General features: G+C 74.9%; 29 protein-coding genes. 15 read left to right on the forward strand and 14 right to left on the reverse strand.

Annotated features, from left to right (window positions below; genetic code table 11):
* Positions 1-2 precede the first annotated feature (2 nt).
* Entirely contained in the window at positions 3-2,138 is a 2,136-nt protein-coding gene (locus BM165_RS05660) for a SpoIIE family protein phosphatase (RefSeq protein ID WP_083427080.1), read from the reverse strand.
* Between the two features lie 245 nt (positions 2,139-2,383).
* On the opposite strand from BM165_RS05660, the gene BM165_RS05665 reads away from it, so the two are divergent.
* Both BM165_RS05665 and BM165_RS05670 read left to right on the forward strand, forming a co-directional pair.
* Positions 2,384-2,587 carry a hypothetical protein gene (locus BM165_RS05665; protein WP_075012496.1) on the forward strand — a complete coding sequence of 68 codons (204 nt, stop codon included), beginning with the start codon at positions 2,384-2,386 and terminating at the stop codon, positions 2,585-2,587.
* Positions 2,588-2,900: 313 nt separating this feature from the next.
* Positions 2,901-3,179, forward strand: a complete 279-nt coding sequence (locus BM165_RS05670) for a hypothetical protein (RefSeq protein WP_075012497.1) — start codon at positions 2,901-2,903, stop codon at positions 3,177-3,179.
* A 118-nt stretch (positions 3,180-3,297) separates the two neighbouring features.
* Here BM165_RS05670 and BM165_RS05675 read toward each other — a convergent pair whose 3' ends face one another.
* Positions 3,298-3,924, reverse strand: a complete 627-nt coding sequence (locus BM165_RS05675) for a hypothetical protein (RefSeq protein WP_208976659.1) — start codon at positions 3,922-3,924, stop codon at positions 3,298-3,300.
* Between the two features lie 94 nt (positions 3,925-4,018).
* Positions 4,019-5,467: a sugar porter family MFS transporter gene (locus tag BM165_RS05680; protein WP_083427081.1), complete on the reverse strand. Its 1,449-nt coding sequence runs from the start codon at positions 5,465-5,467 to the stop codon at positions 4,019-4,021.
* A gap of 136 nt (positions 5,468-5,603) precedes the next feature.
* On the opposite strand from BM165_RS05680, the gene BM165_RS05685 reads away from it, so the two are divergent.
* The 3 genes from BM165_RS05685 to BM165_RS05695 all read left to right on the forward strand — a co-directional run bounded on the left by BM165_RS05685 (position 5,604) and on the right by BM165_RS05695 (position 8,054).
* Positions 5,604-6,338, forward strand: a complete 735-nt coding sequence (locus BM165_RS05685) for a GAF and ANTAR domain-containing protein (RefSeq protein WP_075012498.1) — start codon at positions 5,604-5,606, stop codon at positions 6,336-6,338.
* 68 nt (positions 6,339-6,406) lie between these two features.
* Positions 6,407-7,135 (forward strand): GAF and ANTAR domain-containing protein, encoded by a 729-nt coding sequence (locus BM165_RS05690; RefSeq protein WP_075012499.1) that lies wholly within the window; start codon positions 6,407-6,409, stop codon positions 7,133-7,135.
* Positions 7,136-7,394: 259 nt separating this feature from the next.
* Positions 7,395-8,054 (forward strand): HAD family hydrolase, encoded by a 660-nt coding sequence (locus tag BM165_RS05695; RefSeq protein ID WP_075012500.1) that lies wholly within the window; start codon positions 7,395-7,397, stop codon positions 8,052-8,054.
* A gap of 48 nt (positions 8,055-8,102) precedes the next feature.
* Here BM165_RS05695 and BM165_RS05700 read toward each other — a convergent pair whose 3' ends face one another.
* Positions 8,103-8,291, reverse strand: a complete 189-nt coding sequence (locus BM165_RS05700) for a hypothetical protein (RefSeq protein WP_143108035.1) — start codon at positions 8,289-8,291, stop codon at positions 8,103-8,105.
* A gap of 203 nt (positions 8,292-8,494) precedes the next feature.
* Positions 8,495-9,223 (reverse strand): GAF and ANTAR domain-containing protein, encoded by a 729-nt coding sequence (locus BM165_RS05705; protein WP_075012502.1) that lies wholly within the window; start codon positions 9,221-9,223, stop codon positions 8,495-8,497.
* A gap of 208 nt (positions 9,224-9,431) precedes the next feature.
* Here BM165_RS05705 and ppk2 point away from each other — a divergent pair, with 208 nt between their 5' ends.
* From ppk2 to BM165_RS05730, 5 genes are all read left to right on the forward strand, one after another.
* Positions 9,432-10,268: a polyphosphate kinase 2 gene (gene ppk2, locus BM165_RS05710; protein ID WP_075012668.1), complete on the forward strand. Its 837-nt coding sequence runs from the start codon at positions 9,432-9,434 to the stop codon at positions 10,266-10,268.
* Between the two features lie 81 nt (positions 10,269-10,349).
* Positions 10,350-11,876 carry a phospholipase D-like domain-containing protein gene (locus BM165_RS05715; RefSeq protein ID WP_244274071.1) on the forward strand — a complete coding sequence of 509 codons (1,527 nt, stop codon included), beginning with the start codon at positions 10,350-10,352 and terminating at the stop codon, positions 11,874-11,876.
* A gap of 41 nt (positions 11,877-11,917) precedes the next feature.
* Positions 11,918-12,688, forward strand: coding sequence for a meso-2,3-butanediol dehydrogenase (locus BM165_RS05720; RefSeq protein WP_075012503.1), 771 nt, complete (start codon positions 11,918-11,920; stop codon positions 12,686-12,688).
* On the forward strand, positions 12,685-13,218 hold the full coding sequence (locus BM165_RS05725; protein WP_075012504.1) for a methyltransferase domain-containing protein: 534 nt from the start codon (positions 12,685-12,687) through the stop codon (positions 13,216-13,218). The genes BM165_RS05720 and BM165_RS05725 overlap by 4 nt, the downstream gene beginning before the upstream one ends.
* A 30-nt stretch (positions 13,219-13,248) precedes the next feature.
* A complete protein-coding gene (locus BM165_RS05730; protein WP_075012505.1) occupies positions 13,249-14,424 on the forward strand; it encodes an acyl-CoA dehydrogenase family protein in 1,176 nt (391 codons plus the stop codon).
* A 116-nt stretch (positions 14,425-14,540) separates the two neighbouring features.
* Here the strand turns inward: BM165_RS05730 and BM165_RS24160 are convergent, their stop codons facing one another.
* From BM165_RS24160 to BM165_RS05750, 4 genes are all read right to left on the reverse strand, one after another.
* Complete coding sequence (locus BM165_RS24160; protein WP_143108036.1) at positions 14,541-14,969, reverse strand: hypothetical protein; 429 nt, start codon at positions 14,967-14,969, stop codon at positions 14,541-14,543.
* 207 nt (positions 14,970-15,176) lie between these two features.
* Positions 15,177-15,911: a DUF3618 domain-containing protein gene (locus BM165_RS26005; RefSeq protein ID WP_075012507.1), complete on the reverse strand. Its 735-nt coding sequence runs from the start codon at positions 15,909-15,911 to the stop codon at positions 15,177-15,179.
* Between the two features lie 39 nt (positions 15,912-15,950).
* Positions 15,951-16,523, reverse strand: a complete 573-nt coding sequence (locus BM165_RS05745; protein ID WP_075012508.1) for a phage holin family protein — start codon at positions 16,521-16,523, stop codon at positions 15,951-15,953.
* Positions 16,524-16,526: 3 nt separating this feature from the next.
* Positions 16,527-17,411, reverse strand: coding sequence for a hypothetical protein (locus tag BM165_RS05750; RefSeq protein WP_075012509.1), 885 nt, complete (start codon positions 17,409-17,411; stop codon positions 16,527-16,529).
* A 321-nt stretch (positions 17,412-17,732) separates the two neighbouring features.
* On the opposite strand from BM165_RS05750, the gene BM165_RS05755 reads away from it, so the two are divergent.
* Positions 17,733-18,575 (forward strand): siderophore-interacting protein, encoded by an 843-nt coding sequence (locus BM165_RS05755; protein WP_075012510.1) that lies wholly within the window; start codon positions 17,733-17,735, stop codon positions 18,573-18,575.
* Here the strand turns inward: BM165_RS05755 and BM165_RS05760 are convergent.
* From BM165_RS05760 to BM165_RS05770, 3 genes are all read right to left on the reverse strand, one after another.
* Entirely contained in the window at positions 18,554-19,360 is an 807-nt protein-coding gene (locus BM165_RS05760) for an enoyl-CoA hydratase/isomerase family protein (protein WP_075012511.1), read from the reverse strand. The two genes, BM165_RS05755 and BM165_RS05760, sit on opposite strands and share 22 nt — an antisense overlap.
* A 4-nt stretch (positions 19,361-19,364) precedes the next feature.
* Positions 19,365-20,294 carry a KPN_02809 family neutral zinc metallopeptidase gene (gene ypfJ / locus BM165_RS05765; RefSeq protein WP_075012512.1) on the reverse strand — a complete coding sequence of 310 codons (930 nt, stop codon included), beginning with the start codon at positions 20,292-20,294 and terminating at the stop codon, positions 19,365-19,367.
* 148 nt (positions 20,295-20,442) lie between these two features.
* Positions 20,443-21,288: a formate/nitrite transporter family protein gene (locus BM165_RS05770; protein WP_075012513.1), complete on the reverse strand. Its 846-nt coding sequence runs from the start codon at positions 21,286-21,288 to the stop codon at positions 20,443-20,445.
* A gap of 142 nt (positions 21,289-21,430) precedes the next feature.
* Here BM165_RS05770 and BM165_RS05775 point away from each other — a divergent pair, with 142 nt between their 5' ends.
* Together BM165_RS05775 and BM165_RS05780 are read left to right on the forward strand one after the other, a co-directional pair.
* Entirely contained in the window at positions 21,431-21,820 is a 390-nt protein-coding gene (locus BM165_RS05775) for a hypothetical protein (RefSeq protein WP_075012514.1), read from the forward strand.
* Positions 21,821-21,829: 9 nt separating this feature from the next.
* Positions 21,830-23,053 (forward strand): glutathionylspermidine synthase family protein, encoded by a 1,224-nt coding sequence (locus BM165_RS05780; protein WP_075012515.1) that lies wholly within the window; start codon positions 21,830-21,832, stop codon positions 23,051-23,053.
* 3 nt (positions 23,054-23,056) lie between these two features.
* On the opposite strand, the gene BM165_RS05785 is transcribed toward BM165_RS05780, so the two are convergent.
* Positions 23,057-23,611 carry a dihydrofolate reductase family protein gene (locus BM165_RS05785; protein ID WP_075012516.1) on the reverse strand — a complete coding sequence of 185 codons (555 nt, stop codon included), beginning with the start codon at positions 23,609-23,611 and terminating at the stop codon, positions 23,057-23,059.
* Positions 23,612-23,689: 78 nt separating this feature from the next.
* Between BM165_RS05785 and BM165_RS05790 the strand changes: the two genes are divergently transcribed.
* Positions 23,690-24,145, forward strand: coding sequence for a nitroreductase family deazaflavin-dependent oxidoreductase (locus BM165_RS05790; RefSeq protein ID WP_075012517.1), 456 nt, complete (start codon positions 23,690-23,692; stop codon positions 24,143-24,145).
* Between the two features lie 62 nt (positions 24,146-24,207).
* Positions 24,208-25,173 (forward strand): ABC transporter substrate-binding protein, encoded by a 966-nt coding sequence (locus BM165_RS05795; RefSeq protein WP_075012670.1) that lies wholly within the window; start codon positions 24,208-24,210, stop codon positions 25,171-25,173.
* 117 nt (positions 25,174-25,290) lie between these two features.
* Here the strand turns inward: BM165_RS05795 and BM165_RS05800 are convergent, their stop codons facing one another.
* Positions 25,291-26,361 (reverse strand): winged helix DNA-binding domain-containing protein, encoded by a 1,071-nt coding sequence (locus tag BM165_RS05800; protein ID WP_244274075.1) that lies wholly within the window; start codon positions 26,359-26,361, stop codon positions 25,291-25,293.
* Positions 26,362-26,388: the final 27 nt, after the last annotated feature.

The raw sequence follows: 26,388 nt of genomic DNA on the forward strand, positions 1-26,388 counted from the left end.
GCTCAGTCCGCCGGCACGTTCGGCGGCACGCGGTTCGGTCCGGCCTGGGGCGGCCGCGGCCGGTCCTGCGGGTGCAGCTGCAGGGCGACGAGGGCGACGTCGTCACCGGGGTTGGTCGGCAGCATCCTCGCGAGCACCTCGTCGCAGAGCTCGTCGAGCTCGCGGCCGGCCAGCTCGCCCAGGAGCACCTGCAGCCGGTGCAGGCCGTGGTCGATGTCCTCGTGCCGGCTCTCCACCAGCCCGTCGGTGTAGAGCAGCACCACGCTGTCCCACGGCAGGGTCACCTCGGCCTCCCGGCGTGGCGCGTCGGGGCGGACCCCCAGCAGCAGGTCCGGGCGGCCGCCGTCGAGGACCCGCACGTGCCCGTCCGGGGTGACCACCATCGGGGGCGGGTGCCCGGCGTTCGACCAGCGCAGCCGGGTCAGACCGGCCGCGCGCTCGTCGTCGGTCTGCTCCAGGCGCGCGACGACAGCGGTGGCGAGGATCTCCGACTGCAGGGTCTGCATCACCTGCTCGACCTCGCCGAGGACCGCAGCGGGTCCGCCGTGGTCGCGAGCGGCCAGCGCCCGGACGATCGTGCGCACCTGGCCCATCGCCGCGGCGGCCTGGACGTCGTGACCGACGACGTCCCCGATGACGAGCACCGTGGCACCCGAGGGCTGCAGGAACGCGTCGTACCAGTCCCCGCCGACCTCGGCCGCCTCCCCGGCGGGGACGTACCGGACGACGATCTGCACGTGGTCGGGCTCGGGCGGCGGGGTCAGCAGGGACCGTTGGAAGCCCTCGGCCAGGTCGCGTTGCTGCCGGTACAGGCGCGCGTTGTCCAGCACGACCCCGGCTCGGGCGGCGACGTGGCGGGCGGTCACCAGGTCGGCCGGGACGAACCCTCCGCGGGCCCGACCGGTGCACAACGTCAGCATCCCGACGGGGCCGTTCCTGCCGGGCAGCGGGAGCACGGCGATCGACTCGGGCGCCAGCTCCAGCACCAGGTCCTGCACCGGTCCCGGGTGGAGCATCCCCCGCACCTGGTCGGTGGCGTCCCGCGCGAGCAGCTGCAGCTGCCCGGTGCGCATGGCCCGGACGACCAGCGAGTCGTCCCTCAGGGCAGCCAGCCGCGTCCGCGCGTAGGCGTCCACGGCGCCGCGCCACTGCGGGTCGTGGTGCCAGGAGGTCACGTTCCGCAGCGCCCGGCGGTCGCCGCTGGCCTCCTCGTCGTGGATGAGCGTGACGATGCACCAGTCGGCGACACCGGGCACCACCAGCCTGGTGAGCCGGCGGGCGGCCTCGTCGGCGTCCAGCGTCGCCGACAGCTCCTCGGTGATGCGGGACAGCATCCGCTCGCGCTCGGCCGCCCGGTCCGACAGCTCCTGCGCGCGGCGACGGGCGGTGATGTCGAGGAAGTACAGCGCGACCCCGTCGTCGCCGGGGACGGCGCGGACCTCGACCCAGACGTCGAGCGGCTCGGGGTAGAAGGCCTCGAAGACCACCGGCCGGCCGGTGTCGGCGGCACGGCGGTAGGAGGCCTCGAACTCGGTGCCGACCGTCGCGGGGAACACCTCCCACAGCGTCCGGCCCAGCAACTGCGTCCGCGGCATGCCGGTGACCCGCTCGCCCTCGGCGTTGACGTGGGTCATCACCCAGTCGGTGTCCATGGCGATGAACCCGACCGCCATCGACTCGACCAGCTGCGCCAGGCGGTCCTGTGCCTCCCGGCGGACGGAGATGTCCCACGCCGCCCCGAGCAGCCGCACGGCCGCACCCGACTCGTCGGCCAGGGCCCGCCCGCGGGCGGCCACCCACCGCTGCCCACCGCCGGGGAGGACCACCCGGTACTCCGCGGAGTACTCACCCACCGTCTCGATCGCCCGGCCGAGCAGCTCGCCGACCCGGTCGACGTCGTCGGGGTGCAGACGGGCGTTGAACGCGTCGATGCTGCGGTCGAACGTGGCGGCGTCGTAGCCGAACAGCTCGATCAGCCGCGCATCCCAGCTCAGGGTGCCGGTGACCAGGTCCCAGTCGAACGAGCCGATCCCGGCAGCGGCGACCGCCAGGTCCAGCAGCGAGCGTCGCGCCTCGTCCGGCTCGCCCGGCCACTCCGCCACGTCGGGTCGCCGCGCGTCGTCGCCGTGCGCGCTCATCGTCCCCGTCCCCGGTCGAGCCTCCGCGTGGGTCTGCAGCGGCACCTGGTCGGTCCAGTATGGACGAGCACGACGGCAGGGCCCAGGAAGCGGCGGAGGTGCCGCGCCCCATCTCCGTCCGGGCCCCGGCGGCCGGGTTCGGGCGTCTCGCACGCGGGTAGGACGGCGTCGCTCCACGAGGTGCGCCAGCTCGAGCCCAGGGTCAGCGGCCACCCCTTCGCCGGTGTGCACCGGCCGGGAGAGACATGGCGAGTGAACACATCACCTGGGAGACCTGTCCGCGCTGCGGTCTCACCGCGGCCGTCGGCTGGCTCGACGGCGTGCCGGTCGAGTTCGACTGCACGGCCGGGTGCAGACCGGTCGAGCAGGGCCTCGCGGGGTTCCGGCCGCTGGCCGGCGGCGCCGGCGCGTGGCAGCGCGGGCCCGGCACGACGTGGCGCTCCGGCTGAGTGCCCACGGCTCGAGATCGCCGGGGGGCGCCCGCCGTCGACGGCGCCGGACCGGGCTCCCGTCGGCAGGAGTACCCCGGTGCTCCCCGGGCATGGTGGGGACCGGCACCCGCCCCACAGCCGCCGGGCCTGCGGGCCGACGACGGAGGTCCAGATGTCGACGCCAGGCGCAGCCGATCCGCAGCCGCCGGGGATCCGCGCCGAGCCCACCGTCCGGGTGGGCCGGCCACCGGTCCCGGCCCGTGCACGCCCTCCCCAGGCCGGGGCCTCGGGGGTGTCCGGGCCGGGCGGCACTCCTCGGGACGAGGCCACGGTGACCCTGCCCGACCGGGTGCAGGGGGTCCGGCAACCGACGATCGAGTACGGCGCCCCCGCGCCGGTCCAGGTCACCGTCGCCCCCCGTCGGCGTCCCCGGCGCAGGTACCGCACCTGGCCGTGGATCGCCGCCGTCGTCGTCGCCCTCGTCCTGCTGGGGGCGGTCCTGCTGGTGATGCTCCTGCGGGGCGCGACCATCGACGGCGACGTCGACCTGGTCGGTCGGGGTGGACCCGGCGGGTCGGGCGCGGACACCGTCACCGGACAGTCGCCGTAGGGACCGGAGCCCGGTCGGCCGGGCGGGCCGGTCCAGAGCAGGAAGCCCGCCGTGTGGACCGCCGCCGCACCGAGCACCGCCACCACGTACGGCACGACCGCGAGGACGCCGGTCACCGTCAGCCGCCGACGTGGATGCCGGGCCGGCGGGAGGGGTCGGGCTCGGCCTCGCGGATGATCTCCCGCACCACCGGCGGGGTGTCGCCGCGGCCGAGCAGCAGGTGGCGGAACAGGTGCCCGAGGGGGTTGCCCTCGGACCACTCGAAGTAGCAGTGCGGCCGCACCCCGGTCGCCTCCTGCAGGGCGAGCAGGACCGCCGCGATGGCGTTGGGCGCCGCCGGGGCCTCCGCCCGGAGGATCCGGTGACCGTCCACCTGCACGCCCCGCACGTGCAGCGCCCCGCTGAACGCCGAGGGGTCGACCACGTCGATCTCCAGGAACAGGACGTCGGCGGCACCGGGCACGGGGTTCATCCCGCGTTGGGCCTCCTCCTTCTCCGCGTACTCCCCGGCCTCCCCGCGCTGGCGGCGGTTGGCCACGAGGTGCAGCTGCCCGTCGTGGGCCAGCGAGTCGGTGACGAACGAGCGGGCCGGGTCGTCGAGATCGATGTGGTCGGCCCGCAGCTCGGTGGTGCGGGTGACCCGTGACACCAGGGAGATCGCCACGATGCCGACGACGAAGAAGGCGGAGATCGTGATGCCGTCGGGCTTCTCGACGACGTTGGCGAGCAGGGCGTAGAGCAGCACGGAAGACGGCCGGCCGCCGACGGCAGGCCCGATCCTGACGTTCTCCTAGCGCCGGGCCCGGCCGACCGGGCCCGGCGACGGCGGCCGCTCCGGACTACCGGCCCCGGGCGAAGTCCGCCGGCCGGAACTGCCCCTTCGAGAGCTTGCCCTCGATCTGTTCCAGGCTGCGGCCGGTGAGCTCGGGCATCTTCCGGTACAGGAAGACGAACGCGGCGATGTTGAACCCGGCGTACAGCCAGAAGGTCTGCCCGGTGCCGATCGTCTCGATGGTGCTCAGCAGCGTCAGGGTGATGAGCAGGTTGGTGCCCCACAGCGACGCCGACTGCGCGGCGGCGCCGGCCTCGCGGGTGGCCAGCGGGTAGATCTCCGAGCCGGTGAGCCAGCCCATGAGCTGGATGCCGCCGGCCGTGAAGGCCATGAACGCGATGAGCGTGGCGATGATGTAGGGCACCTGCGCGTCGCCGTCGTTGCCCGTGACGAAGAAGCTGCCGAGCACGATCAGCGACAGCGCCGCCCCGGGGAGGGTGAGCAGCGTCAGCCGCCGCCGGCCCACGCGGTCGATGATCGCCAGCCCGATCAGCTGGGTGACCAGGTAGGTGACGCCCAGCGCGACCGAGACCCGCAGCGCCGCGGAGTCGGAGAACCCGTTGTCGGTGAGGATCGTCGGCGAGTAGTAGACGATCATCTCGATGCCCGAGAGCTGGGTGAAGATCGCCAGCCCGCACCCCACGACCAGCGCCGGGCGCACCCAGGCCTCCCGCAGACCCCGCCAGCCGCTGGTGCTGGCCTCGCGCTCAGCCTCGACGAGCTCGTCGATGTCGCGCATCTCCCCGGACACGTCGTCGCCCCGGGGGCGCACGCCCTCGAGCGCCTGCTGCGCGCGGTCGCGCTGACCGGCCTTGACCAGCCACCGCGGGCTGTCGGGCAGGCGCAGCAGGAACAGCAGCATCAGGGCGCCGGGCACGGCGGCCGCGCCGATCGCCAGCCGCCAGTCGACGCTCTCGGTCGCACCGACGATCGTGGCGATCACGATGCCGACGCCGATGGCGATCTGGAAGAACAGCACCAGACGGCCGCGGTACCGGCTGGGAGCCAGCTCCGCGACGTACACGGGGGCGGTCTGCGTCGCGCCGCCGACGGCGAAGCCGAGGACGACGCGCGCCAGCGACAGCGTGAGCGGATCGCGGGCCAGCGACGCCGCGAGCGCGCCGACGACGAAGACCGCGGCGACGATGAGCAGCGTCGTGCGCCGGCCGCGCCGCTCGCTGAGCCGGCTGCACACCAGCGCCCCGACGACCGCACCGGCGAGGATCGAGGCCGCGATCACCTGCTCCCAGCCGCTGCCGATGCCGAACTCGTCGCTGATCTGCAGCAGCGCGCCGGAGATGATGCCGGTGTCGTAGCCGTAGAGCAGTCCGGAGATGGCCGACACCAGGGCCACGACCACGACCGCACCGGTCAGGCCGCCCCCGTCGTCGTGACCGGGGTCGGGTTGGACCGTGCCGGCCGGTGTGCGGGCGGGACCCTCGGGAGAAGAGGCCACGGGGCCCTCCGACGACGTGGCGGGGCGCCCGGCTGCTGGGGCGGTGACCGCCACGCTATGGCCGCGGCGGAGGACGCGCCTCCCACGGACGGGACCGTCCCGTTCCAGGACGGGGGCGGCTGGGTAGACGGTCGTCGTGACGGTCGTCGAGGAGTTCCGGGTCGCGCTCGCCGCGTCGGCGCTCGACCTGACCGGTCCGGAGCTGCTGCCGGAGCGCCTGGCGCGGGTGTGCGCCCGGGTGCTCCCGGTCGACGGCGCGGGCATCGCACTCTTCTTCGCCGACGACCGCCGGCTGCCCGTGGGCGCCAGCGACGCCACGTCGTCGATCGCGGAGCGGCTGCAGTTCACCGCGGGTGAGGGACCCTGCCTGTCCGCCCACGCCGAGGGACGCCCGCTGGTGGCCGACGAGGCGACCATCCGCACCCGGTGGCCGGTGTTCCACGACGGGCTGGTCACCCGGACGCCGATCCGCGGGACGATCTCGCTGCCGCTGGAGGACGCCCTGCGCGGCATCGGCGCGCTGGACCTCTACACCGTCCCCCCGAACGACGTCACCCGGCTGGGCCTGGCCGACGCGCTCGCGGTCAGCACCGAGGTCACCTCGGTGCTCCGGGCGGAGGGCAGGACCTCGCGGGGGACCGACGGCGGGCCGGCCTGGCTCGACGCCCCAGCCGCCGAGCGGCGGTCGACCGTGTGGCAGGCCCTGGGCTTCCTCAACGCCGGTCTCGGCGTGAGCAGCGCCGACGCGCTCGCCCTCCTCCGAGCCCACGCCTACACGAGCGGGGAGGACCTGGACCGGCTCGCCCGGCGCGTCGTCGACCGGGAGATCCCCTTGGACCACCTCGCCCTGGACCACGACAGCTCGGCGTAGTCCCGCCGTCGGGATGCGCCGGGTGTCCGCGTCCCCTCACGGACGGTCGCACTGACTAGATTGGGGCCATGGTGTCGAGCCCGGGTGAGTGCGACGTACGGCAGCACCTCGGCGACGCCATGAGCCGGGTCGCCCGGCAGCTGCAGGAGGAGCACGGCGACGTCGAGGGGACGCTGCGGGCCATCACCGCGTCCGCGGTGGCGACGGTGCCGCACGCCATGGAGTGCGGCATCAGCTACGTGATCGGCCGCCACCGGGTGGAGCCCCGGGCCTCCAGCGGCGACCTGCCCCGGCAGGTCGACGAGCTGCAGAGCCGCCTGGGCCAGGGGCCGTGCCTCGACGCCGTGTGGGAGCAGGAGGTCGTCCGGGTCGACGACGTCGGCGCCGACGAGCGCTGGCCGGAGTTCGCGCGCGAGGCCGCGGCGCTCGGGGTCGGCAGCATGATGTGCTTCCAGCTGTTTGTCTCGGGCGACCAGCTGGGCGCGATGAACCTGTACTCGGCCGCCGCGGGCGCCTTCGACGACGAGTCCGAGCAGATCGGGCTCATGCTCGCCGGCCACGCCGCGGTGGCGCTGGCCGGCGCCGAGCACGAGCAGGAGCTGCGCCGGGCCGTCGACAGCCGCGACCTCATCGGCCAGGCCAAGGGCATCCTCATGGAGCGCTACAAGCTCACCGCGGACCAGGCGTTCGGGGTGCTGGCCCGGGTCTCCCAGGAGACCAACCGCAAGCTGGCCGACATCGCCGTGGAGCTCAGCGAGACCGGCGCCGTGCCCGGTGCTGCGCAGCGTCGCGGCTGACCGGGCCGGCACCTCCGGCCCGGCTCGCCCGGGCCCCTCGCCGCCTGCCCTGTTAGGGTCCGGACGGGTCGAGAACGCGGCCTGACGTGCCTGTCCACGGGACGCCGTCAGCCGGTCGGCCGGGTGTCCCGCGGCGGATGCCGTGCCTGCGTGCCGACCGTGTCGCTGCCCCTCCGGCCGTGCGTTCCCGGTCCCGGCCGGTCCCTCCTCGCCCGGCGCAGCCTGCGGCTGCCTGCCGCGTTCCCTGCATTGGAGCTCCGTGTCCGACACCGCGATCTTCGACGTCGACGGCACCCTCGTCGACACCAACTACCACCACGCGCTCGCCTGGTCGCGGGCGTTCGACCGCTACGGGATCACCCGCCCGCTGTGGCGGATCCACCGCGCCATCGGCATGGGCGGGGACATGCTCGTGCCCGCGATCGGCGGCCGCGAGGCCGAGGAGGAGCACGGCGACGCACTGCGCGACGCGTGGGTCGAGGAGTTCGACGAGCTCGTCGGCGAGGTGAAGGCCTTCGACGGCGCGCACGAGCTGCTGGAGGAGGTCAAGCGGCGCGGCTTCCGGCTCGTGCTGGCCAGCTCGGGCAAGGCCAAGCACGTCGAGGCGTTCCTCGACCTCGTCGACGGCAGGTCCCTCGCCGACGCCTGGACCACCTCCGACGACGCGGAGCGGACCAAGCCGGAACCGGACCTCGTGGTCACCGCGCTGGCCAAGGTCGAGGGCGCCTCCGGCGTCATGGTCGGTGACTCGACGTGGGACGTCATCGCCGCCGGCAAGGTGGCCGTCCCCACGATCGCGGTGCGCACCGGCGGGTTCTCCGTGGCGGAGCTCCAGGAGGCCGGCGCCGCGCAGGTGTTCCAGTCCCTCGTCGAGTTCCGCGCCGGCCTGGACGGCACCGCGCTGGCCCGCCCCAGCTGAGCCCCCTGACGCGACGGGTGGCCCTCGCGATGGGGGCCCGCAGTGGGGCTACTCCCGGACGACCCAGACCTCGGCCGGCCCGTTCGGGGTGTCGCGGACCTGCACCGGCTCGAACCGCTGGTAGACGCCGAACCAGCGGGGGCCGTCGTAGACCAGCACCGAGGACGTCAGGAGCTCGGGCCGCACGTCGTCCACGTCGCCGTGTCGCGGCCCACCCCAGTGCAACACGAGCGGCATGCCCGGACGGTAGTCGCCCGGGACCCGGCCGCCGCGCGCCGGGGACCGAAGGTCGTAGGACGCCTCCGTGGCGTCACGCTCCGTGAACACCCGGTGCGGATCGGCCCGGCCGCAGGGGAGGGCGGCCCCGCCGCCCCTGGGTCTGGAACGGCGGGGCCTTGCCGCGGCGGCCTCCCGGGGGGTCGCCGCGGCCGCTGAGGGGGCTACGGGGAGAGGAGCTCGCCGGTGGCCACCAGGTGGTCGGCGACGTCGCGCAGCTTGCGGTTGGCCTGCATCGAAATCCGGGCGAGCACCTGGAAGGCCTGGTCGGCGGTGAACTTGTGCCGCTCCATGAGGATGCCCTTCGCCTGGTCGATGACCGCGCGCGAGGCCAGGGCGATCTGCAGGTTGTCGGCCATGTCCCGGGCGCTCTGGTAGGCGTACAGGTTGCCGGCGGCGACCGCGGCGTAGGGGGCGAACCGGGTCCCCACCGACCGGCTCTCCTCGTCGAAGGCGTCCGGCCGGCGGGCGTAGACGTTGAGCGCGCCGGTGAGCTCCGCGTCCGCGTCGACGGCCAGCGGCAGGGACAGCGAGCTGAGGTTGCCCGCCTCGGCGGCGCGCGGGAGGTAGTCCGGCCACCGCCCGTCGGTCCGGGTGTCGCGGACCTCGACGACCTCGCCGGTGCGGGCGGCGTGCAGGCACGGCCCGTGTCCCCGGTCGTACTGCACCTCGTCGAGGGCGGTGGCGAGCCCACCGGTGGAGGCGATCGTCGTCGGCCGGTCCCGGACCAGCAGGGTCACGGAGGCCTCGGGGGCGCCCGGCATGACGCTCTTGGCCAGGTCGGCCACGGTCTGCAGCAGGCTCTCCATGGACAGCTCCCGCAGCGAGAGCCGGCCGAGCCGCTCGAGCACCTCGGTGGCGTCAGCGGGGGGAGAGTCGTCGGTGCCGGCCACGGGGGGCCTCCGGTCTCGGGGAACCGGGGGCTGGCGACCTCGGTCACGGACCCGGTGGGTCCGTGGGGTGCACGCCGCTGTCTGACGCACGGTGGACGGCCGGGGCGACCCGGCTACAGCACCCACCGTACGCGGACGGCCGGGTGAGCGCGAGGCCGATCGGCCCGCCGTGTTGCCGGGGTCACACCCCGGGTCGATGCTGCCGGTCATGACGGCGAAGAAGCAGCCCGGGACCTCGCTCGAGGAGGCACCACAGGCGACCGGCAAGGTCGACACCGCCTGGTACGAGCGCGAGGTCGCCCGGCTCCAGGTCGAGCTGGTCAAGCAGCAGGAGTACATCCGGGCGCGCGGCCTGCGGGTCGTCGTCGTCTTCGAGGGGCGCGACGCCGCGGGCAAGGGCGGCGCCATCCAGCGGATCACCGAGACGCTCAACCCGCGGGCAGCCCGGGTCGTGGCGCTCGCCGCGCCCACCGAGCGCGAGCGGGGGCAGTGGTACTTCCAGCGCTACGTCGCGCACCTGCCGACCCGCGGCGAGATGGTCCTGTTCGACCGGTCCTGGTACAACCGCGCGGGCGTCGAGCGGGTGATGGGCTTTTGCACCGACGAGGAGTACGAGGAGTTCCTGCACTCGTGCCCCGAGTTCGAGCGGATGCTCGTGCGCAGCGGCATCACGCTGGTCAAGTACTGGTTCTCCGTCAGCGACACCGAGCAGGAGAAGCGGTTCCAGAAGCGGCTCCAGGACCCGACGAAGCGCTGGAAGCTCAGCCCGATGGACCTCGAGGCGCGCAACCGCTGGGTCGACTTCTCCCGCGCCAAGGACGCCATGTTCGCCGCCACCGACATCCCGGAGGCGCCGTGGTGGGTGGTCGAGGCCGACGTGAAGAAGCGCGCCCGCGTCAACGTCATGACCCACCTGCTCGCCCAGGTCCCCTACGAGGACCTCACGCCCGAGCCGCCGGTGCTGCCCCCGCGCCCGCCGGTCACCGACGACTACGTGCGCCCGCCCAAGGAGAGCCAGCACCTCGTCCCCGACGTCGTCCCCTGACCCGGGGGGCCGGCGGTCCGATCGTGTGACGGCGACGGGCCGGCCGCGCGCGGTCCTTGCGCAGGTCGGCAGACTGCGCAGGTGATCGAGAGCGCCGACGGTGCCGGGACGACGTCCGGCGCCTCCACCGTCCCGGCGCCCACCGCCGACACCCTGCTCGTCCCCGGCGAGACGTGCTGGCGGATCGAGCAGGCCGAGCGGCACGCCGTCTTCGTCGACGCCGCCGACTACTTCGCCACGCTCAAGCGCGCGGTGCTGCGCGCCGAGCGCCGGGTGCTGTTCATCGGCTGGGACTTCGACCCCCGCATCCGCCTGGACCCCCGCACCCCGGGCCGCGCGCGCGAGGACCGGCTGGGCCGCGTGCTCGAGCGGGCGGTGCGGGCCAACCCCCGGCTGGAGATCGGCGTCCTGCAGTGGGACCTCGGGATGATCGTGGCGCTCAACCGGCGGATGGCACCGATCGTGCTGCTCAACCGCCGCACGCCCGACCGGCTGCGCTTCGCCGTCGACATGCACCACCCGGTCGGCGGGGCGCACCACCAGAAGATCGTCGTCATCGACGACTGCCTCGCCTTCGCCGGCGGCATCGACGTCACCGCCGACCGGTGGGACACCTCCGAGCACCGCGACCGCCACCCGCTGCGCCACCGGCCGCACACCACCCGGCTCCGCGGGCCGTGGCACGACGTCACCAGCCTGGTCTCCGGCCCGGCCGCCCGCGCGCTCGGCGACCTCGCCCGCGAGCGGTGGGAGAGCGGCACCGGCGAGCACCTCGAGCCGGTGACCGACGCCGGGACGTGCTGGCCGGAGGACGTCGAGCCGTTCCTCACCGACGTCGACGTCGCCGTCTCCCGGACCCGCCCCGAGCACGGCGGCACCGAGCTGGTGCACGAGATCGAGCTGCTGTGGCTGGCCGTGGTCGCCGCCGCCCGGCGCACCGTCTACATCGAGACCCAGTACTTCGCCAACCGCCGCATCGCCGAGGCGATCGCCGACCGGCTGGGCGAGGAGGACGGCCCGGAGTTCGTCATCATCAACCCGCGGGCGGCCAGCGGCTGGCTGGAGAGCAAGGCGATGGACACCGCCCGCGTGAAGCTGCTCGCCCTGGTCCGGGCGGCCGACCGCCACGACCGCTTCCGGCTGCTCGTCCCGGTCACCGAGGGGCGGCAGCCGGTGTACGTGCACGCCAAGGTCACCTGCCTCGACGACCGGCTGCTGCGGATCGGCTCGTCCAACCTCAACAACCGCTCGATGGGGCTGGACACCGAGTGCGACCTGTCGATCGAGGCCCGCACCGGCGACGACCGCGAGGAGGAGCTGCGTGCGGCGGTGCTCGGCATGCGGCACCGGCTGCTCGGCGAGCACCTCGGCGTCGAGCCCGGTGCGGTGGCCGCGGCCGTCGAGGAGCACGGCGGGTCGCTGGTGCGCGCCGTCGACGCGCTGATGCGGCCCACCGGCCGCTCGCTGGTGCCCTTCCAGCCGCCGGACCTGGCCCCGGTGGAGCGGTTCCTCGCCGAGACCGAGCTGCTCGACGCCGAGCACACGCCCGACCGGTGGCGCCGGGTGAAGCGCGCCTTCGGCGGCCGGCGCAGGCAGCAGCGCGGCTGAGGGTCGCGCATCCGCCCGGGGTCCGCGGGTAGGGCGGGCGCATGAGCGCTGCGACCTTCGACTTCACCGGCTCCGTCGTCCTCGTCACCGGCGGCGGCACCGGCATCGGCCTGGCCATCACCCGGGCGTTCCTCGACGCCGGCGCCACCGTGGCGATCACCGGGCGTCGGCGGGAACGCCTGGAGTCCGCGCTCGAGGGCGTCCCGGAGGAGCGTGCCGCGGCGCTGCCGGCCGACGTCTCCGACCCGGAGCAGGTGCGGCAGCTTGTCGCCGACGTCGTCGCCCGGTTCGGCCGGCTCGACGTCGTGGTGAGCAACGCCGCCGGCTACGCCAGGGGGGAACTGACCGACCTCGCCGACGACGCGTGGGAGCAGATGCGGGCCACCAACGTCGACGCGTTCTTCCACCTCGCCAAGGCCGCCCTGCCCCGGCTGGCGGAGTCCGGCGGGAACCTGGTCGCCGTCTCGTCGGTGTCGGGTCTGCGCGGCGACTGGGGGCAGGCGGGCTACAACGCCACGAAGGCCGCGGTGACCAACTTCGTGCGCTCGCTGGCGCTGGACTGGGGGCCGCGCGTGCGGCTCAACGCCGTCGCACCGGCCTTCACCTTCACCGAGCTCAACCAGGACGCCCCGCGGGACGAGGCCTCGCTCGCGCCGCACGTCGACCGGGTCCCGTTGGGCCGCATCGCCGAGCCGGAGGACGTCGCCCCGCCGGTGCTGTTCCTCGCCAGCGAGGGCGCCCGGTACGTCACCGGCGCGGTGCTCGCCGTCGACGGAGGGACCAGCGCCTCCACCGGGCAGGCGCACGTGTGACCCCGCCCGCCGCGTCCGACCGGCTCGCGTTCGTCGCCGGGGCGGTGGCCGCCGCGCCGGGGGAGCGGGTGCTCGAGGTCGGCTGCGGACACGGCGTCCTGGTCACCGCGCTGGCGGCGGCGGTGGGGCAGGGGAGCGTCGTCGCCGTCGACCGGTCGCCGCGCATGGCCGCGGCGGCGGTGCGCCGCAATGCGGCGGCGGTCGAGGCGGGCCGCGTCCGGGTGCTCGCCCGTCCGCTGACCGAGGCCGGGCTCGCCGCCGAGCGCGTCGACGCCGTGGTCGCCGTCGACGTCCGGGCGTTCTGGACGCCGCCCGCGCCGGAGTGGGACGTCGTCGCCCGCGTGCTGGCGCCGGGCGGGCGCGTGGTCCTGGGGTTCTCGGTGATGCGCCCGGAGGACCGTGCGCGGGTCCCGGCGGCCGTCGCGCGGCTCGCGGGGGAGCGGGGGTTCGCCGTCACCGCCACGACCGCCGCGGCGACCGTTCCTTACGAGACGGTCGCCGTGGAGTTGCGCCGGTCCGCCTGCGGGTAGGTGCAGGGCCCGACGACGTGAGGACCCGCGATGACCGACGAACTGCCCGGTGACCTCTACGGATACGAGACACTGCTGACCGAGGACGAGCGCAAGGAGCTGTCGGGCATCCGGCGCTTCCTGCACGAGGAGGTCCGCCCGCGGGTCAACGACGCCTGGGCCGCGGCGGAGTTCCCGATGGACCTGGTGCCCCGCTTCGCCGAGGAGGGCATGGTCGGGCGCAGCTACGACCTCGAGCACCGGCCGCGGGCCTCACGGCTGTTCACCGGGTTCATCGCGCTGGAGACCGCGCGGGTCGACCCCTCGATGGCCACCTTTCTCGGCGTGCACAACGGCCTGTCGATGGGCTCGATCGTGCTGCTGGGCTCCGACGAGCAGCGCGCCCGCTGGGTGCCCGGCATGGTCGCGCTGGACACGATCGGCGCCTTCGCGCTGACCGAGCCGCACGGCGGCTCCGACGTCGCCCGCGGCCTGGAGACCACCGCCCGCCGCGACGGCGACGGGTGGGTCATCGACGGCGCCAAGCGGTGGATCGGCAACGGGACGTTCGCCGACGTCGTCGTGGTGTTCGCCCGCGACGTCGCCGACGACCAGGTGAAGACGTTCGTCGTCGAGAAGGGCACGCCCGGGTTCACGCCGACGAAGATGGAGGGCAAGTACGCGCTGCGGACCGTGCAGAACGCCGACATCGTCTTCGACGGCTGCCGGGTCCCGGCGGAGAACAAGCTGGAGCACGGCAACTCGTTCAAGGACGTCAACCGGGTGCTCAAGCTGACCCGCGGCGGCGTCGCCTGGTCGGCCGTCGGCTGCCAGATGGGCGCTTTCGAGGCGGCGATCGCCTACGCGAAGGAGCGCGAGCAGTTCGGGCGGCCGATCGCCGGGTTCCAGCTCGTGCAGGACCTGCTCGCCCGCATGGCCGGCAACGTGACCGCGAGCCTCGGCATGGCGGTGCGGGTGTCGCAGCTGCAGGAGGAGGGCGTGTTCCGCGACGAGCAGGCGGCGCTGGCCAAGGCGTTCGTCACCGGCCGCGCCCGCGAGACCGTCGGGCTGGCCCGCGAGCTGTTCGGCGGCAACGGGATCCTGCTGGAGAACGACGTCGTGCGGTACTTCGCCGACGCCGAGGCGCTCTACTCCTACGAGGGCACCCGCGAGATCAACAGCCTCATCGTCGGGCGGGCCCTGACCGGGGTGAGCGCCTTCGTCTGAGGGTCCCTCGCACGGGGGAGGTACCGCCGCCCGCGGGTGCGGGGTGGTGCGGGGGCCGCGCGGTCGGTGCTCGTCGTGGAGGACAGCGGCGAGATCCGGACCGTCCGCGGGGTGGGCTACCGGCCGGTGGCCTGACCGTCCCGGGGCCCGGGCACCGCGGGGTGCCGGGGAGCGGTCAGCTCGGTGACCAGCGCGTGCGCGACGACGCCGCGGCGGGCCTGCCGGGCGATGGCCCCCGACAGCCGGGCGACGGCGGGGTCACCGGGCTGCCCGCTGCTGCCCGCGAGCGCGGTGGCCCCGGCCGCCGGCCCCTCGACGTCACCGGCGCGCGCGGCGCCGGCGATGGCGGCCAGCCAGCCCGGCAGCGTCTCGGCGTGCGCGGCGCGCAGCCGCTCCACGAGTGCGGGGTCGGCGGCGGGGAGGTCGCGGGCGGTCTCCGGCGCGGATCCGGTGCGGCCCTGGAGGAAGGCCAGCAGACGGGTGGTCAGCTCGCTGTCGGTGGCGACGGTGGTCCTCCGGGTCCTGCTGCCCTCCGGCATGTTCACGTTCACAGCCTGCCACCGCCCGCGAGCCGTGGGTGGAGCGGGTCCCAGCGCTGCCCGCTCGGCGTCGGGGATGCCGGCCTGGGCAGGGTCCGGACACGGCAGCGCCCCGCCGGACGGTGTCCGGCGGGGCGCTGGTGAGCCTGGGACGGCCCCTCCGCAGGGTCCCGACGCGAGTGCGCGAGCGGCGGGGGCGGAGGGGCCCTCCCGTCAGGAGCCGGAGGTCTGGCTCTGCACGCTCTGGCGGGACTGCTGGGCCTGGCCCTGCACGTCCTGAGCGGCCGACTGGCCCTCCTGCTTCACCGTCTGCGCGGCGCCCTGGGCGGTGCCCTTGACCTCCTCGACGGCCTGCTGGGCGGCCGGCTTGAGCTGCTCGCCGACCTCCTGGGCGGCCTGCTTGGCCGGGGCCAGCAGCTCGTCCTTGTGCTCGCGGAAGGCGGTCTCGGCCTGCTGGGCCAGCTGCTGCTCCTTCTGCGTGGCGGGGAGCAAGCTGCTCACCAGCCAGCCCACGCCGAAGGCGATGAGGCCGGCCGCGAGCGGGTTGCCCTGCGTCTGGCGGATCACCGCGTCCGGGGCCTGCTGGACGGCCGAGGCCGCCGACGAGGCGGCGTCCTGGACGGTGCCGGCCGCGTTGGCGGCCGCGCCCTGGACGGTGCCGGCCGCGTTGGCAGCCGCACCCTGCACGGTGCCGGCCGCGTTGGAGGCCGCACCCTGCACCGAGCCCAGCGCGTTGTGGGCGGTGCCGTGCGTCGAGGACCGGGTGTCGTGGGACGAGCCCATGACCTTGTCCTTGACGTTGGCGAAGCGGCCCTTCGCCGCGGCCATGCGCCGGTCGACGACGCGGGCCGGGTTGACCTTCTCGTTGAGGGCGTCGACGTCGTAGCTGAGCTCGCGCCGCGTCTCCTCGATCTGCCGCCGGATGGCGTCCGGGTCACTGCTGGTCATGTCTGCTCCAGAGAGGTGTGGGGGCCGTTGGCCCGGGGGTCAGTGGGGCTTGAGGGCGCCGGGGACCTGCTGGAGCGTGTCCACGGTCCGTTCGGGCTTCGGGTTGACCTGCCGGAACTTCTTGCGGCCCATGGAGAACGCGACCGCGCCGATGATCCCCCAGAGGACCGCCACGATCAGGGCGGACCAGCTGTGGCCGACCAGGTGCGACAGGGCCCACCACAGCGCGATGCTGAGGAAGATCACGGTCATCAGCCCGGCGAGGCCCGCGGCGCCGAACATGCCCGCGCCCTGGCCGGCCTTCTTGGCCTCGACCTGCAGCTCGGCCTTGGCCAGCGCGAGCTCCTGGCGCATGAGCACCGAGAGGTCCGTGGTGACCTCGCTGATGAGCTGCCCGACGGAGACCCCTTCGACGTCGGGCCGGCCGGCGTCGGTCGTCGGCGTGCCGAGGTCACCGGCGTGGGCGGCGGAGGAGCCGTAGGACTGGTCGTCGTAACCGGCGGCCTGGTCCTGCCCGTAGCCGGGCGGCACGGCGTAGTTGGCCTGCGGTGGCTCGGGCGGGTAGCCGGCCGACCCGCCCACCGGCGTGGCGCCGGAGTAGGGGGTGCTCATGGCTCAGACCCCCTGACCGGGACGGCGGTCCGGGTCGTCCCAGCCGGCCGGGGTGGTCGGCGGCACGACGCCACCCTCCGGCGGGGTGGTCCCGTACGGCGGGGGCGGCAGCGGGGTGCCACCGGCGGTGGAGTCACCGTAGGTCGCGCCCGTCCCGTAGCCACCCGAGGTGGTCGTCTCGTAGCTCGTCGTCTCGTAGCCCGACGTCGTGCCGTAGGACGGGGTCGACTCGTAGCCGGAGTAGGCCGGTGCCGGGTCGACGTAGTTGCCCGAGCCGGTGGTCGACGTCCCGGTGAGGGACCGGGTGCCGGAGGACGGGCCGTCGGAGTGGGCGGCCTTGACCCCGCTGGTCAGCCGGCCGGCGAGGACACCGGCGACGGCGGCACCGAGCAGGAAGGCGCCGGGCCGGCGGCGGGCGAAGCTGCGGACGTCCTCGAGCAGGTCGGCCGGCTCGCGGTTCTGCAGCATGTCGGCGAAGTCCTGCACGCGGCCGGCGCCCTGCTGGATCAGGTCGCGGGCCGGGCCGGGGGCCGGGGCGTTGCCGTCGACCATGCCGCGCAGCTGCTCGGCCAGGCTCGACAGGCTCTGCCCGGCCTTCTGCTGCTGCGACACGACCTGCTGGCGGACCTGGGTGCGGCCCTGGTCGACCAGGCCCGCGGCCTGCTGCTTGGTCTCGGCGACGACGTTCTTCGCCTGGTCGGCGGCCGTCGAGGCGACCTGGTTGCCGGCCTGCTTGGCCGTCTGGCCGACGTTGCGGGCCTCGTCGCGGGCCACGTCGGTGGTCGACGGGGAGCCCGTGGTGGTGGTCGAGGTCGTACTCGTGTCCCCGAAGCCGGTCGCGCCCGAGGAGGGCGGCGGCGGGAGGGGAGCGTCGATGGAGTGGGTCATCGTTCCTCCTGAGTGGATCTCGGTCGGCGTAGCGCTACCCCGGAATGGATCACGCACACATCAGCGAGGGACGGCCGTCGCCGGGGGGTGTGCGTGTGGAACGGGGCCGGCGGTGGTGCGGGTGCCGGCCCGTGACGCGTGGGGAAGAGCGGTCCGGCACCGCCCGGGGCCGTGGCACCTGATCGGCGACAGCCCCGAGGACGGCGCCGAGGACGGCGCCGTTCCCGCTGGCCAGGGGCTACCCGGACGGAGGGGTCCGGAAACGGGGACCGGTCTGCGCCACCAGGTAAGGTGAGCCTTCCCTGACCTGAGGAGGGCCCTGTGGCCGACCCCGCCCCGCGCCGCCGGCGCACGCCCCGCACCGGCACCGTCGTGCGGACCACCCGGCTCACGCCGCACGTCGTGCGCGTCGTCCTCGGCGGGGACGGGCTGGCCGGCTTCGCCCCCGAGCACACCGACTCCTACGTCAAGCTGCAGTTCCCCCCGCCGGGAGCGCCCTACGCCGCGCCCTTCGACCTCGACGACGTGCAGGCGCGGCTGCCGCGCGAGCAGTGGCCCTCGACCCGCACCTACACCGTGCGCCGCTGGGACGCCGCCGCCGCGGAGCTGACCATCGACTTCGTCGTCCACGGCGACGAGGGCGTCGCCGGGCCATGGGCGGTGGCCGCGGGGCCGGGCGACACGCTGCAGCTGCTCGGCCCCGGCGGGGCCTACACGCCGGCCGCGGACGCCGGCTGGCACCTGCTGGCCGGCGACGAGACGGCGCTGCCGGCGATCGCCGTCGCGCTGGAGGCGCTGCCCGCCGGCGCCCGCGCGGAGGTGTTCGTCGAGGTGGCCGGCCCGGAGGAGGAGCAGCCGCTGGCCGGGGGACCGGGCGTGCGGGTGACCTGGGTCCGCCGCGGCCGCGCGCCGGGGGTCGCCCTGGTCGCCGCCGTCGCCGGTGCCGACCTGCCCGACGGTGACGTGCACGTCTTCGTCCACGGCGAGGCGGGCGCCGTCCGCGAGCTGCGCCGGTTCGTGCGCGCGGGCTTCGACGTCCCCCGCGAGCGGCTGTCGGTGTCGGGCTACTGGCGCCTGGGCAGCACCGAGGACCGCTGGCAGGCCGAGAAGCGCGAGTGGAACGCCGCCGTCGAGGCCGAGGATCAGGGGCTGCCGGTCGCCTGACCGCGCCAGGGGAACCGTGGTGCGCGGCGCTCGGTGAAGGCGGCCACGCCCTCGGCCAGCTCGCCGGCGGACGCGGTCTCCCGGTACCAGCGGGCGGCCAGCTCCTCGACGGCGTCCTCGTCGTCCCCGGCGGCCAGGGCCGCGGTGATCTCCTTGGCCGCGCGCTGGGTCAGCGCCGAGCGGGAGGCGAGCACCTCGGCGAACCGCCGGACCTCCCCGGCGAGGTCGCCGGCCGGCAGCAGCCGGTCGACCAGCCCGGTCCGCAGCGCGGTCGCGGCGTCGACGAGCTCGCCGGAGTACAGCAGGTAGCGCGCCGTCGAGGGCCCGACCAGTCGCACCAGCTGGCGGGTCGACGTGGGCGTGAAGACGATCCCCACCCTCGCCGGGGTGACCCCGAAGACGCCGGTCGGGTCGGTGAAGCGCAGGTCGCAGCACGTGGCCAGCTCCACGCCGCCGCCGATGCAGTGCCCGCGGATCATGGCGATCGTCGGCCCGGGGAAGTCGCGCAGGGCCGCCTGGGCGGCGAGGTTGTCCCGGCGCAGCTGCGCCATCGGGTCGCCGGCGTCCGGCCCGCCGAGCAGGTCGGCGATGTCGGCCCCGGCGCAGAAGCCCGGCCCGGCGCCGGTGACCACCAGGACGCGCACCGCCGGGTCGTCGGCCAGCCCGGCCAGCACGCCGGGCAGCGCCGCCCACATCGCGGCGGTGAGCGCGTTGCGCTTCTCCGGGCGGTCGATGGTCAGGACGGCGACCGCGCCGTCCCGGGTCACGCGCAGGTGCTCGGTCACCGTCTCAGCCCAGGTCGTCGGTGGTGAAGGTGTCGCACCGCGCCGGGTCCCCGGTCTCGTAACCGGTGAGGAACCAGCGCTGGCGCTGCTCGGACGAGCCGTGCGTGAAGGCGTCCTGGTCGACGTTGCCGCCGCCCAGGTTCTCCTGGATGAAGTCGTCGCCGATCCGCCCGGCGGTGTCCAGCGCGCGGTCGACGTCGTCCTGCGTGATCTCGGCGATCAGCGGGGCGCCGGACTCGTCGGGCACGGTCGTCGCGTGGTTGGCCCACGCGCCGGCGTAGCAGTCGGCCTGCAGCTCCAGGCGCACCGCGCCGCTGGTGGGGCCGCTCTCGCCGGGCGTCACCTGCTGGTTGGTGCCGAGCAGGTTCTGCACGTGGTGGCCGTACTCGTGGGCGATCACGTAGGAGTTCGGGAAGGCGCCGCCCTGGGCGCCGAACTGCGAGCGCAGCGTGTCGAAGAACGACAGGTCGATGTAGACGAGGCGGTCGGCCGGGCAGTAGAAGGGGCCGGAGCCGCTGGTGGCCCCGCCGCACTGCGTCTGCACCTGCCCGGAGAAGAACACCGTCTGGGTGGGCACGTACTGCGGGCCGAGCTGCTGCGTCCAGAAGTCCTGGATGGACTCGACGTCGGCGACCACGGCGCACTCGACGGAGTCGTTGGCGTCGCCGCTGTCGTCGCACGACTGCTCCAGGGCGGCGTTGTCGGCCGTCTCGCCCTCGGCCAGCCCGGCCAGCGCGCCCAGCCCGGCACCGGTGCCGGCGCCGCCCCCGCTCCCGCCGCCGAGGACCTGCACCAGCACGATGACGAGGAGGCCGACGAGGCCGATCCCGCCACCGCCGACGGCGATCCCGCGCCCGCCGCCCAGGCCGCCGGAGCGTCCCCGCCGGTCCTGGATCGACGACGTGTCGAGGTCGCCGCCCTCCCTGTACCGCATGCGACTGAGCCCTCCCGGTGGTCCGTGCGATCGACCGTGCCACCGGGTGCGGACGGCCGCGACCCGGAACGGGACCCGGGCCGCGGCCGCCCGCCCGCCGTCCCCGGGCGGTCCGGCGGAGTGGGGGCGGCGCGGTGGAGAAGCCCGCTCAGGCGCGTTCGGCCGGCTCGGACCCGGTGCGCGGGGCGGCGTCGGGCTGGTCGCGCAGGAACAGGTACCAGTACGAGGTCCCGACGAAGACGACCGCACCGACCAGGTTGCCCACGCCGGCCAGCAGCCAGTTGGTGAGGGTGTCGCCCCAGTTGGCGCCCTCCACCCCGGCGAAGAGCGCCGCGGGCAGGAAGAACATGTTGGCGACCACGTGGTCGAAGCCCATGGCGACGAAGGCCATGACCGGGAAGAAGACGGCCAGGATCTTGCCCGAGACGCCGGTCGCCGCCAGCGACATCCACACCGCGAGGCAGACCAGCCAGTTGCACCCGACCCCGCGCAGGAAGGTCTCCCACGCGGTGTGGTGCGTCTTGCCGTCGGCGATCTCGGCCAGCCGGGTGAAGGTCAGCTGGGCGCTGCCGGTGCTGTCGGCGTCGCCGATGACCCCGGTGGAGACGGCGAGGAAGTACGCGACGAACAGGGCGCCGAGCAGGTTGCCGACCAGCACCAGGGTCACGTTGCGCACGACGTCGGCCACGTTGATCTTGCCGTTCATCGCACCGAGCGGGACCAGCATCATGTTGCCGGTGGCCAGGTCGGAGCCGGCGATGAGCACCAGGACCAGGCCCAGGGTGAAGGCCGCGCCCATGAACAGCGTCGGCAGCGTGCCCCAGGTCTCGGGGTCCAGCCCGGAGGACACGGTGATGGCGACCAGCGCGCCGAAGGAGATGTAGGCGCCGGCGAGGAAGGCGCTCACCAGCACCCGGTCCCACGTCCGGTGCACCTTCTTGGCGCCGGTCGCGGCCGCGACCTTGGCGATCTCGGCTGGTTCCTTGGCGGTCATCGCGCCTCCTCCGGGGCGAGGGCGTCGGTGTCCGGACGGTAGCGGCACAGGACCGTCCGCGCCGTGCGAGGAGCCGCCCGGAGCCGCCGCCGTCCCCGGCGTGGATCTAGGGTCGGGGCGTCCACCAGGTCGGGAGGGGTCCATGGCGTTCTCGAACCGCGTCCGCAGCGCACTGACGACGACGGTGCTCGCCACCGCCGCCACCGGTTTCCTGGCCGGCTGCGGCAGCGACGACGAGGAGGAGCAGGTCGCCTACTGCACCAACGAGGACGGCGAGATCGTCGACGACGAGTACTGCGACGACGACTACCGCGGCGGCGGGGGTGGCCTGTTCTTCCTCTACCTGGGCGCCTTCCGCGGCGGGCTGCCCGTGGGCACCGTGCTGCCCTCCGGCGGCACCCGCGTCGACCCGCGCGACACCGCGGCCCGGCAGCGGTACGGCCTGCCCGGCACCGGCACGGTGGCCAGCGGCACCCGCGTCACCGGTGGCATCGGCTCGGGCACCGGCGGCAACCGCACCTCCGGCTCCTGAGGCGCGGGCGTGCGGCGCGTCGAGGGCGGCGTCGTCCGGCCCGGCTGGGAGGCCGAGGTCGAGGCGCAGGGGCTGGTGTACAACCGCACCACCACCCCCGGCGGTGAGGTCCGCAGCTACTGGCGCGAGGGCCCCTTCTACGACTTGACCTCCGCGGAGGTGGCCCGGCTCGAGGGCTGGGTGTCGCAGCTGTTCGAGATGTGCGTCGCCGCCGGCGACCACGTGGTCGAGCACGACCTGTTCGAGCGGATGGGCATCCCGCTCATCGCCCGCTCCGGCATCCGCGCCTCCTGGGAGGCCGAGCCGCCCAGCGTCTACGGCCGCTTCGACCTGCGCTACGACGGCGAGGGCCCGCCGAAGCTGCTCGAGTTCAACGCCGACACCCCCACCGGGCTGGTGGAGGCGGCGGTCGCGCAGTGGAACTGGCACCTGTTCACCGGCCAGGGCCGCGACCAGTGGAACGCCCTGCACGAGAAGCTGGTCGCCGCGTGGCAGCGCAACCTCACCCGCTGGGAGCGGCGGACCGGGCTGCGGCCACGCGTGCACCTGGCCTGGAGCAGCGCCGACCCCTCCGGCGAGGACCGGATGACCGTCGCCTACCTGATGGACACCGTGGTGCAGGCCGGCTACGAGGCCGTGGAGCTCGTCGTCGAGGACATCGCCCTCGACGCCGGCGACGGGCGCTTCTACGACCCGGCCGGCCGCCACCTCGACGTCGTCTTCAAGCTCTACCCCTGGGAGTGGCTCGTCGACGACGAGTTCGGCGCGGCCGTCCTGGCCGACGCCGCCCGGCCCGGCGGCACCACGTGGGTCGAGCCGGTCTACAAGATGCTCTGGAGCACCAAGGCGCTGCTGCCGGTGCTGTGGCGGCTGTTCGGCGGCGACCCGGTGCTCTCGCAGCTGCTGCTGCCGGCCTACTTCGCCGACGAGGTGCCGGCGAGCTGGCGCGACTTCGTGCGCAAGCCGCTGTGGGGCCGCGAGGGCGCCAACGTGCAGATCGTCCGCGACGGGCAGGTGGTCACCGCGCTGCCCGGCCGGTACGGCACCGAGGGGTTCGTCGTCCAGGAGTTCGCGCCGCTGCCCGACTTCCCCGGCGTCGACGGCCCGCACCACCCGGTGCTCGGCGCCTGGGTGGTCGACGGCGAGCCCGCCGGCCTCGGCATCCGCGAGAGCGACGGGCTGATCACCGACAACCTCAGCTTCTTCGTCCCGCACACCGTCGACGCCCGCTGAGGCTCACGCCGGCCGGTAGGTCAGCAGCGTGACGCCGGAGCGGAAGGTGCGGCTGCCGGTCGCGGTGAGCCGGACGTCGGTGCCGTCGGGGAACAGCCGCCGCCCCCGGCCGAGCACCCGCGGGAAGACGAACAGCCGGTACTCGTCGACCACCCCCGCCGCGATGAGCGCGTGGCACAGCGTGATGCTGCCGGTGATCCCGACCTCGCCGTCGCGCCCGCGCAGCAGCCGGCGGACCTCCTCGACGGCGTCGCCGGACAGCACCGTGGTGTTCGCCCAGCCGGGTTCGGCGAGGGTCGAGGAGACGACGGCCTTCTCGACCGCGTCGAGGTGCGCCCCGATCCCGGTGGTGTCGCCGGCCTGGTGCGGCCAGAACCCGCGCATCTCCTCGAACGTGCGCCGGCCGGTCAGGAACACCGACTGGCCGGCCATGTGGCCCCGGACGACGTCGAGCTGGTCGGAGACGTCGGCGCCGTCGTCCTGCGGGGCGAACCAGCCGCCGGTCGCCTCCACGACGCCGTCCAGGGTGGTGTTCTGGGTGATCACGAGCCGGGCCATGCGGGGTCTCCTCGGGTCGGGGCGCTCCGGGTCGTGACTGCCCGGGCGCCGGGATCTCGTCGGTCCTACGGTCGGGGCATGCCAGTCCAGGGGGAGTACGTCCCGAGTCCGCAGCAGTGGGTCCGCGACCAGGTGGAGCGCTACGAGGCCACCGGGGGGCGTGAGGCGAACACGCTGCTCGACACCGGCCTGCCGGTCGTCGTCTTCACGACCCGAGGCGCGACGACGGGGAAGGTCCGCAAGCAGCCGCTCATGCGCGTGGAGAAGGACGGCGTCTACGCGATGGTCGGCTCCCAGGGCGGGGCGCCGAAGGACCCCGCGTGGGTCGCCAACCTCCGCAGGTACCCCGACCAGGTGAGCGTGCAGGACGGGCCGGAGCCCTGGGACGGCGTCGCGCGGGAGATCACCGGCGAGGAGCGGGCCGAGTGGTGGGAGCGCGCCGTGGCCGCCTACCCGCCCTACGCGGAGTACCAGCGGAAGACCGACCGGGTCATCCCCGTCTTCCTCGTCGAACGGAGTGCCGAGACCGCTTAGGCAAGCCTGCCCTAAGGTGGGTCCCCGGTGCCGGACGGTCCGGCGCCGGGAGGAGGGCAGTGGTGCTCTGGGGACGGACGGGCCGGCGGGTGACCGGGGCCGTGCTGACGGCGGCGGTGCTGAGCGGATGCGGCGGGACGGAGCCGGAGGCGCGGGCGGAGGCGACGCCGGCGGAGGAGACCCGCACGGTGCAGCACGCGATGGGGGAGACGGAGATCGTCGGCACCCCGGAGCGCGTCGTCGTCCTCGACACCGGTGAGCTCGACGCCGCGCTCGCCCTCGGGGTGACGCCGGTGGGCGCGACCCGCACCGACGTGAGCGACGAGCTGCCCGGCTTCGTCGCGGCGGCCGGCGTCGACCCCGCGGACATCGCGGACGTGGGCACCATCGCCGATCCCGACCTGGAGGCCATCGCGGCCCTGGAGCCGGACCTGATCCTGTCCAACGCGGTGCGGCACGCCGAGGTCCACGACCAGCTGGCCGGCATCGCCCCCACCGTCTTCGCCGAGGCGATCGGCGAGAGCTGGCAGGAGAACCTGCTGCTGGCCGGCGAGGCGCTCGGCCGCGCCGAGGAGGCGCAGGCTCTGCTCGACGAGTACACCGTGCGGGCGCAGGAGGTCGGCGAGCTCTACGGCGACCCGGCCGCCACCGAGGTCAGCATCGCCCGCTTCCTCGACGGCACGCTGGTGCGGCTCTACGGCGAGGGGTCGTTCATCGGGTCGGTGCTGGCCGACGTCGGCTTCGCCCGGCCGGAGGTGCAGCGCACGCAGGAGACGTTCGTCGAGGTCTCGCCCGAGCAGGTGACCCAGGCCGACGGCGACCTGCTCTTCCACGCCGCGTACGGGGCCGACGGCGCGGCGGCGGCCGAGCAGGTCACCGCCGGGCCGCTGTGGCGGTCGATCCCGGCGGTCGCCGAGGGGCGCGCCGTCTCCGTCGACGACGACCGGTGGTTCCTCGGCCTCGGCCCGCTGGGCGCCGGACTGGTGCTCGACGACCTCGAGGAGCTGGCCGGGCAGCTGGCCGCCTGACCCGCCGCCCGCTCCTGCGGTGTCGCCCGCAGTCCCGCCGCACCGCAGCACCGCAGGAGCGGAGGGCGCACCGCAGGAGCGGTGGGGGCACCGCAGGAGCGGCGGCCGCCGCGCGGCTCAGGGCAGCCGCGCCGCCAGTTCCGGCACCCGCTCGGCCACGCCGTCGGGGAAGGCGGTGAACGGCTCGGCGACCACCGCCCGCCGCGCCCCGGTGCCCGTCCACCGCCAGGTGCCGACCGCGCACCCGCCGGTGACCACGGTCGGGCGGAAGACCCCGTTGCCGCCGGGCACGATCCGGTCGGCGTGCTCCGCCGGGACGGTGCAGGTGCGGTCGGCGTAGCCGAGCACCACCTCGTCGAAGCCGGGCAGCAGGTGCAGGCCCTCGGCCTCGGCCCGGCAGGCGGCCAGCCGGTCGGGGGTCTCCGGGTCCAGGTACATCTCGGTGCCGTCGGCGTCGACGGCGGCCAGCCGGTCGCGGACCAGCGCCAGACCGGCGCGGGCGTCGCGGACCGTCGTCCCGCCCCAGCGCACCAGGTCGGCGACGGTGGCCGGGCCGTGCCCCCTGAAGTAGCGCAGCGCCAGCTCGGCCAGCGCCTCCTCGCGGGCGAGCCGGCGCGGCTCCGGGATCCACTCCTCGAGCAGGACGAACGCCTGGTCACCGGCCTCCGGGGGGCCGAGGACGAGCGTCCCGGTCTGCGACAGGTACCACAGCGTGTGGTAGCCCTTCTGACCCGCGACGTCGCAGCCGCCGTCGGCCAGGGTTGTCAGCAGTTCCCTGCGCCCGAGCCGCCGGCCGCCGCTCAGCGCTCCCACGGCGACGCCGCGGGACCGCTCGAGGTCGTCGAGGGTCAGCCCGACCACCTCCCGCCGCTTCGCCGCACCGGCGAGCGCCCGCGAGCCGAGCAGGTCGAGCATCCAGGGCAGGTCCGCGGCCGGGGTGAGGTGCAGGGTGCCGCGCATCGGCCAGGAGCGGACGACGTCGCCGCTCTCCAGCGCCGCGTCGACCCCGGCCCGCGCGCGGTCCGCCGTCCGCAGCGCCACCGACGTCAGGGCGCCCGGGAGGTCCTGCGCCTGCACGGCGAGCAGCCCCCGGACGGCGGCCGCGGCGTCGGGGAACGGCGGCCCGGCGACGCGCTGGGCGACCAGCCGCAGCAGCGCCACCTCCCGCGGCGGGACCGTCGTCGTCACGGCGCGCATGCTGCCAGCCGGGGACGA

Source organism: Geodermatophilus obscurus, assembly GCF_900115395.1.
Classification (GTDB): domain Bacteria; phylum Actinomycetota; class Actinomycetes; order Mycobacteriales; family Geodermatophilaceae; genus Geodermatophilus; species Geodermatophilus obscurus_B.

Coding starts and splice junctions, on each gene's coding strand:
- BM165_RS05750 (WP_075012509.1), bottom strand. CDS start 17,411: ATGACCCACTCCATCGACGCTCCCCTCCCGCCGCCGCCCTCCTCGGGC.
- BM165_RS05665 (WP_075012496.1), top strand. CDS start 2,384: ATGGCGAGTGAACACATCACCTGGGAGACCTGTCCGCGCTGCGGTCTC.
- BM165_RS05700 (WP_143108035.1), bottom strand. CDS start 8,291: ATGCCGCTCGTGTTGCACTGGGGTGGGCCGCGACACGGCGACGTGGAC.
- ppk2 (WP_075012668.1), top strand. CDS start 9,432: ATGACGGCGAAGAAGCAGCCCGGGACCTCGCTCGAGGAGGCACCACAG.
- BM165_RS05730 (WP_075012505.1), top strand. CDS start 13,249: ATGACCGACGAACTGCCCGGTGACCTCTACGGATACGAGACACTGCTG.
- BM165_RS05690 (WP_075012499.1), top strand. CDS start 6,407: ATGGTGTCGAGCCCGGGTGAGTGCGACGTACGGCAGCACCTCGGCGAC.
- BM165_RS05785 (WP_075012516.1), bottom strand. CDS start 23,611: ATGGCCCGGCTCGTGATCACCCAGAACACCACCCTGGACGGCGTCGTG.
- BM165_RS26005 (WP_075012507.1), bottom strand. CDS start 15,911: ATGACCAGCAGTGACCCGGACGCCATCCGGCGGCAGATCGAGGAGACG.
- BM165_RS05660 (WP_083427080.1), bottom strand. CDS start 2,138: ATGAGCGCGCACGGCGACGACGCGCGGCGACCCGACGTGGCGGAGTGG.
- ypfJ (WP_075012512.1), bottom strand. CDS start 20,294: ATGCGGTACAGGGAGGGCGGCGACCTCGACACGTCGTCGATCCAGGAC.
- BM165_RS05770 (WP_075012513.1), bottom strand. CDS start 21,288: ATGACCGCCAAGGAACCAGCCGAGATCGCCAAGGTCGCGGCCGCGACC.
- BM165_RS05790 (WP_075012517.1), top strand. CDS start 23,690: ATGCCAGTCCAGGGGGAGTACGTCCCGAGTCCGCAGCAGTGGGTCCGC.
- BM165_RS05745 (WP_075012508.1), bottom strand. CDS start 16,523: ATGAGCACCCCCTACTCCGGCGCCACGCCGGTGGGCGGGTCGGCCGGC.
- BM165_RS05720 (WP_075012503.1), top strand. CDS start 11,918: ATGAGCGCTGCGACCTTCGACTTCACCGGCTCCGTCGTCCTCGTCACC.
- BM165_RS05775 (WP_075012514.1), top strand. CDS start 21,431: ATGGCGTTCTCGAACCGCGTCCGCAGCGCACTGACGACGACGGTGCTC.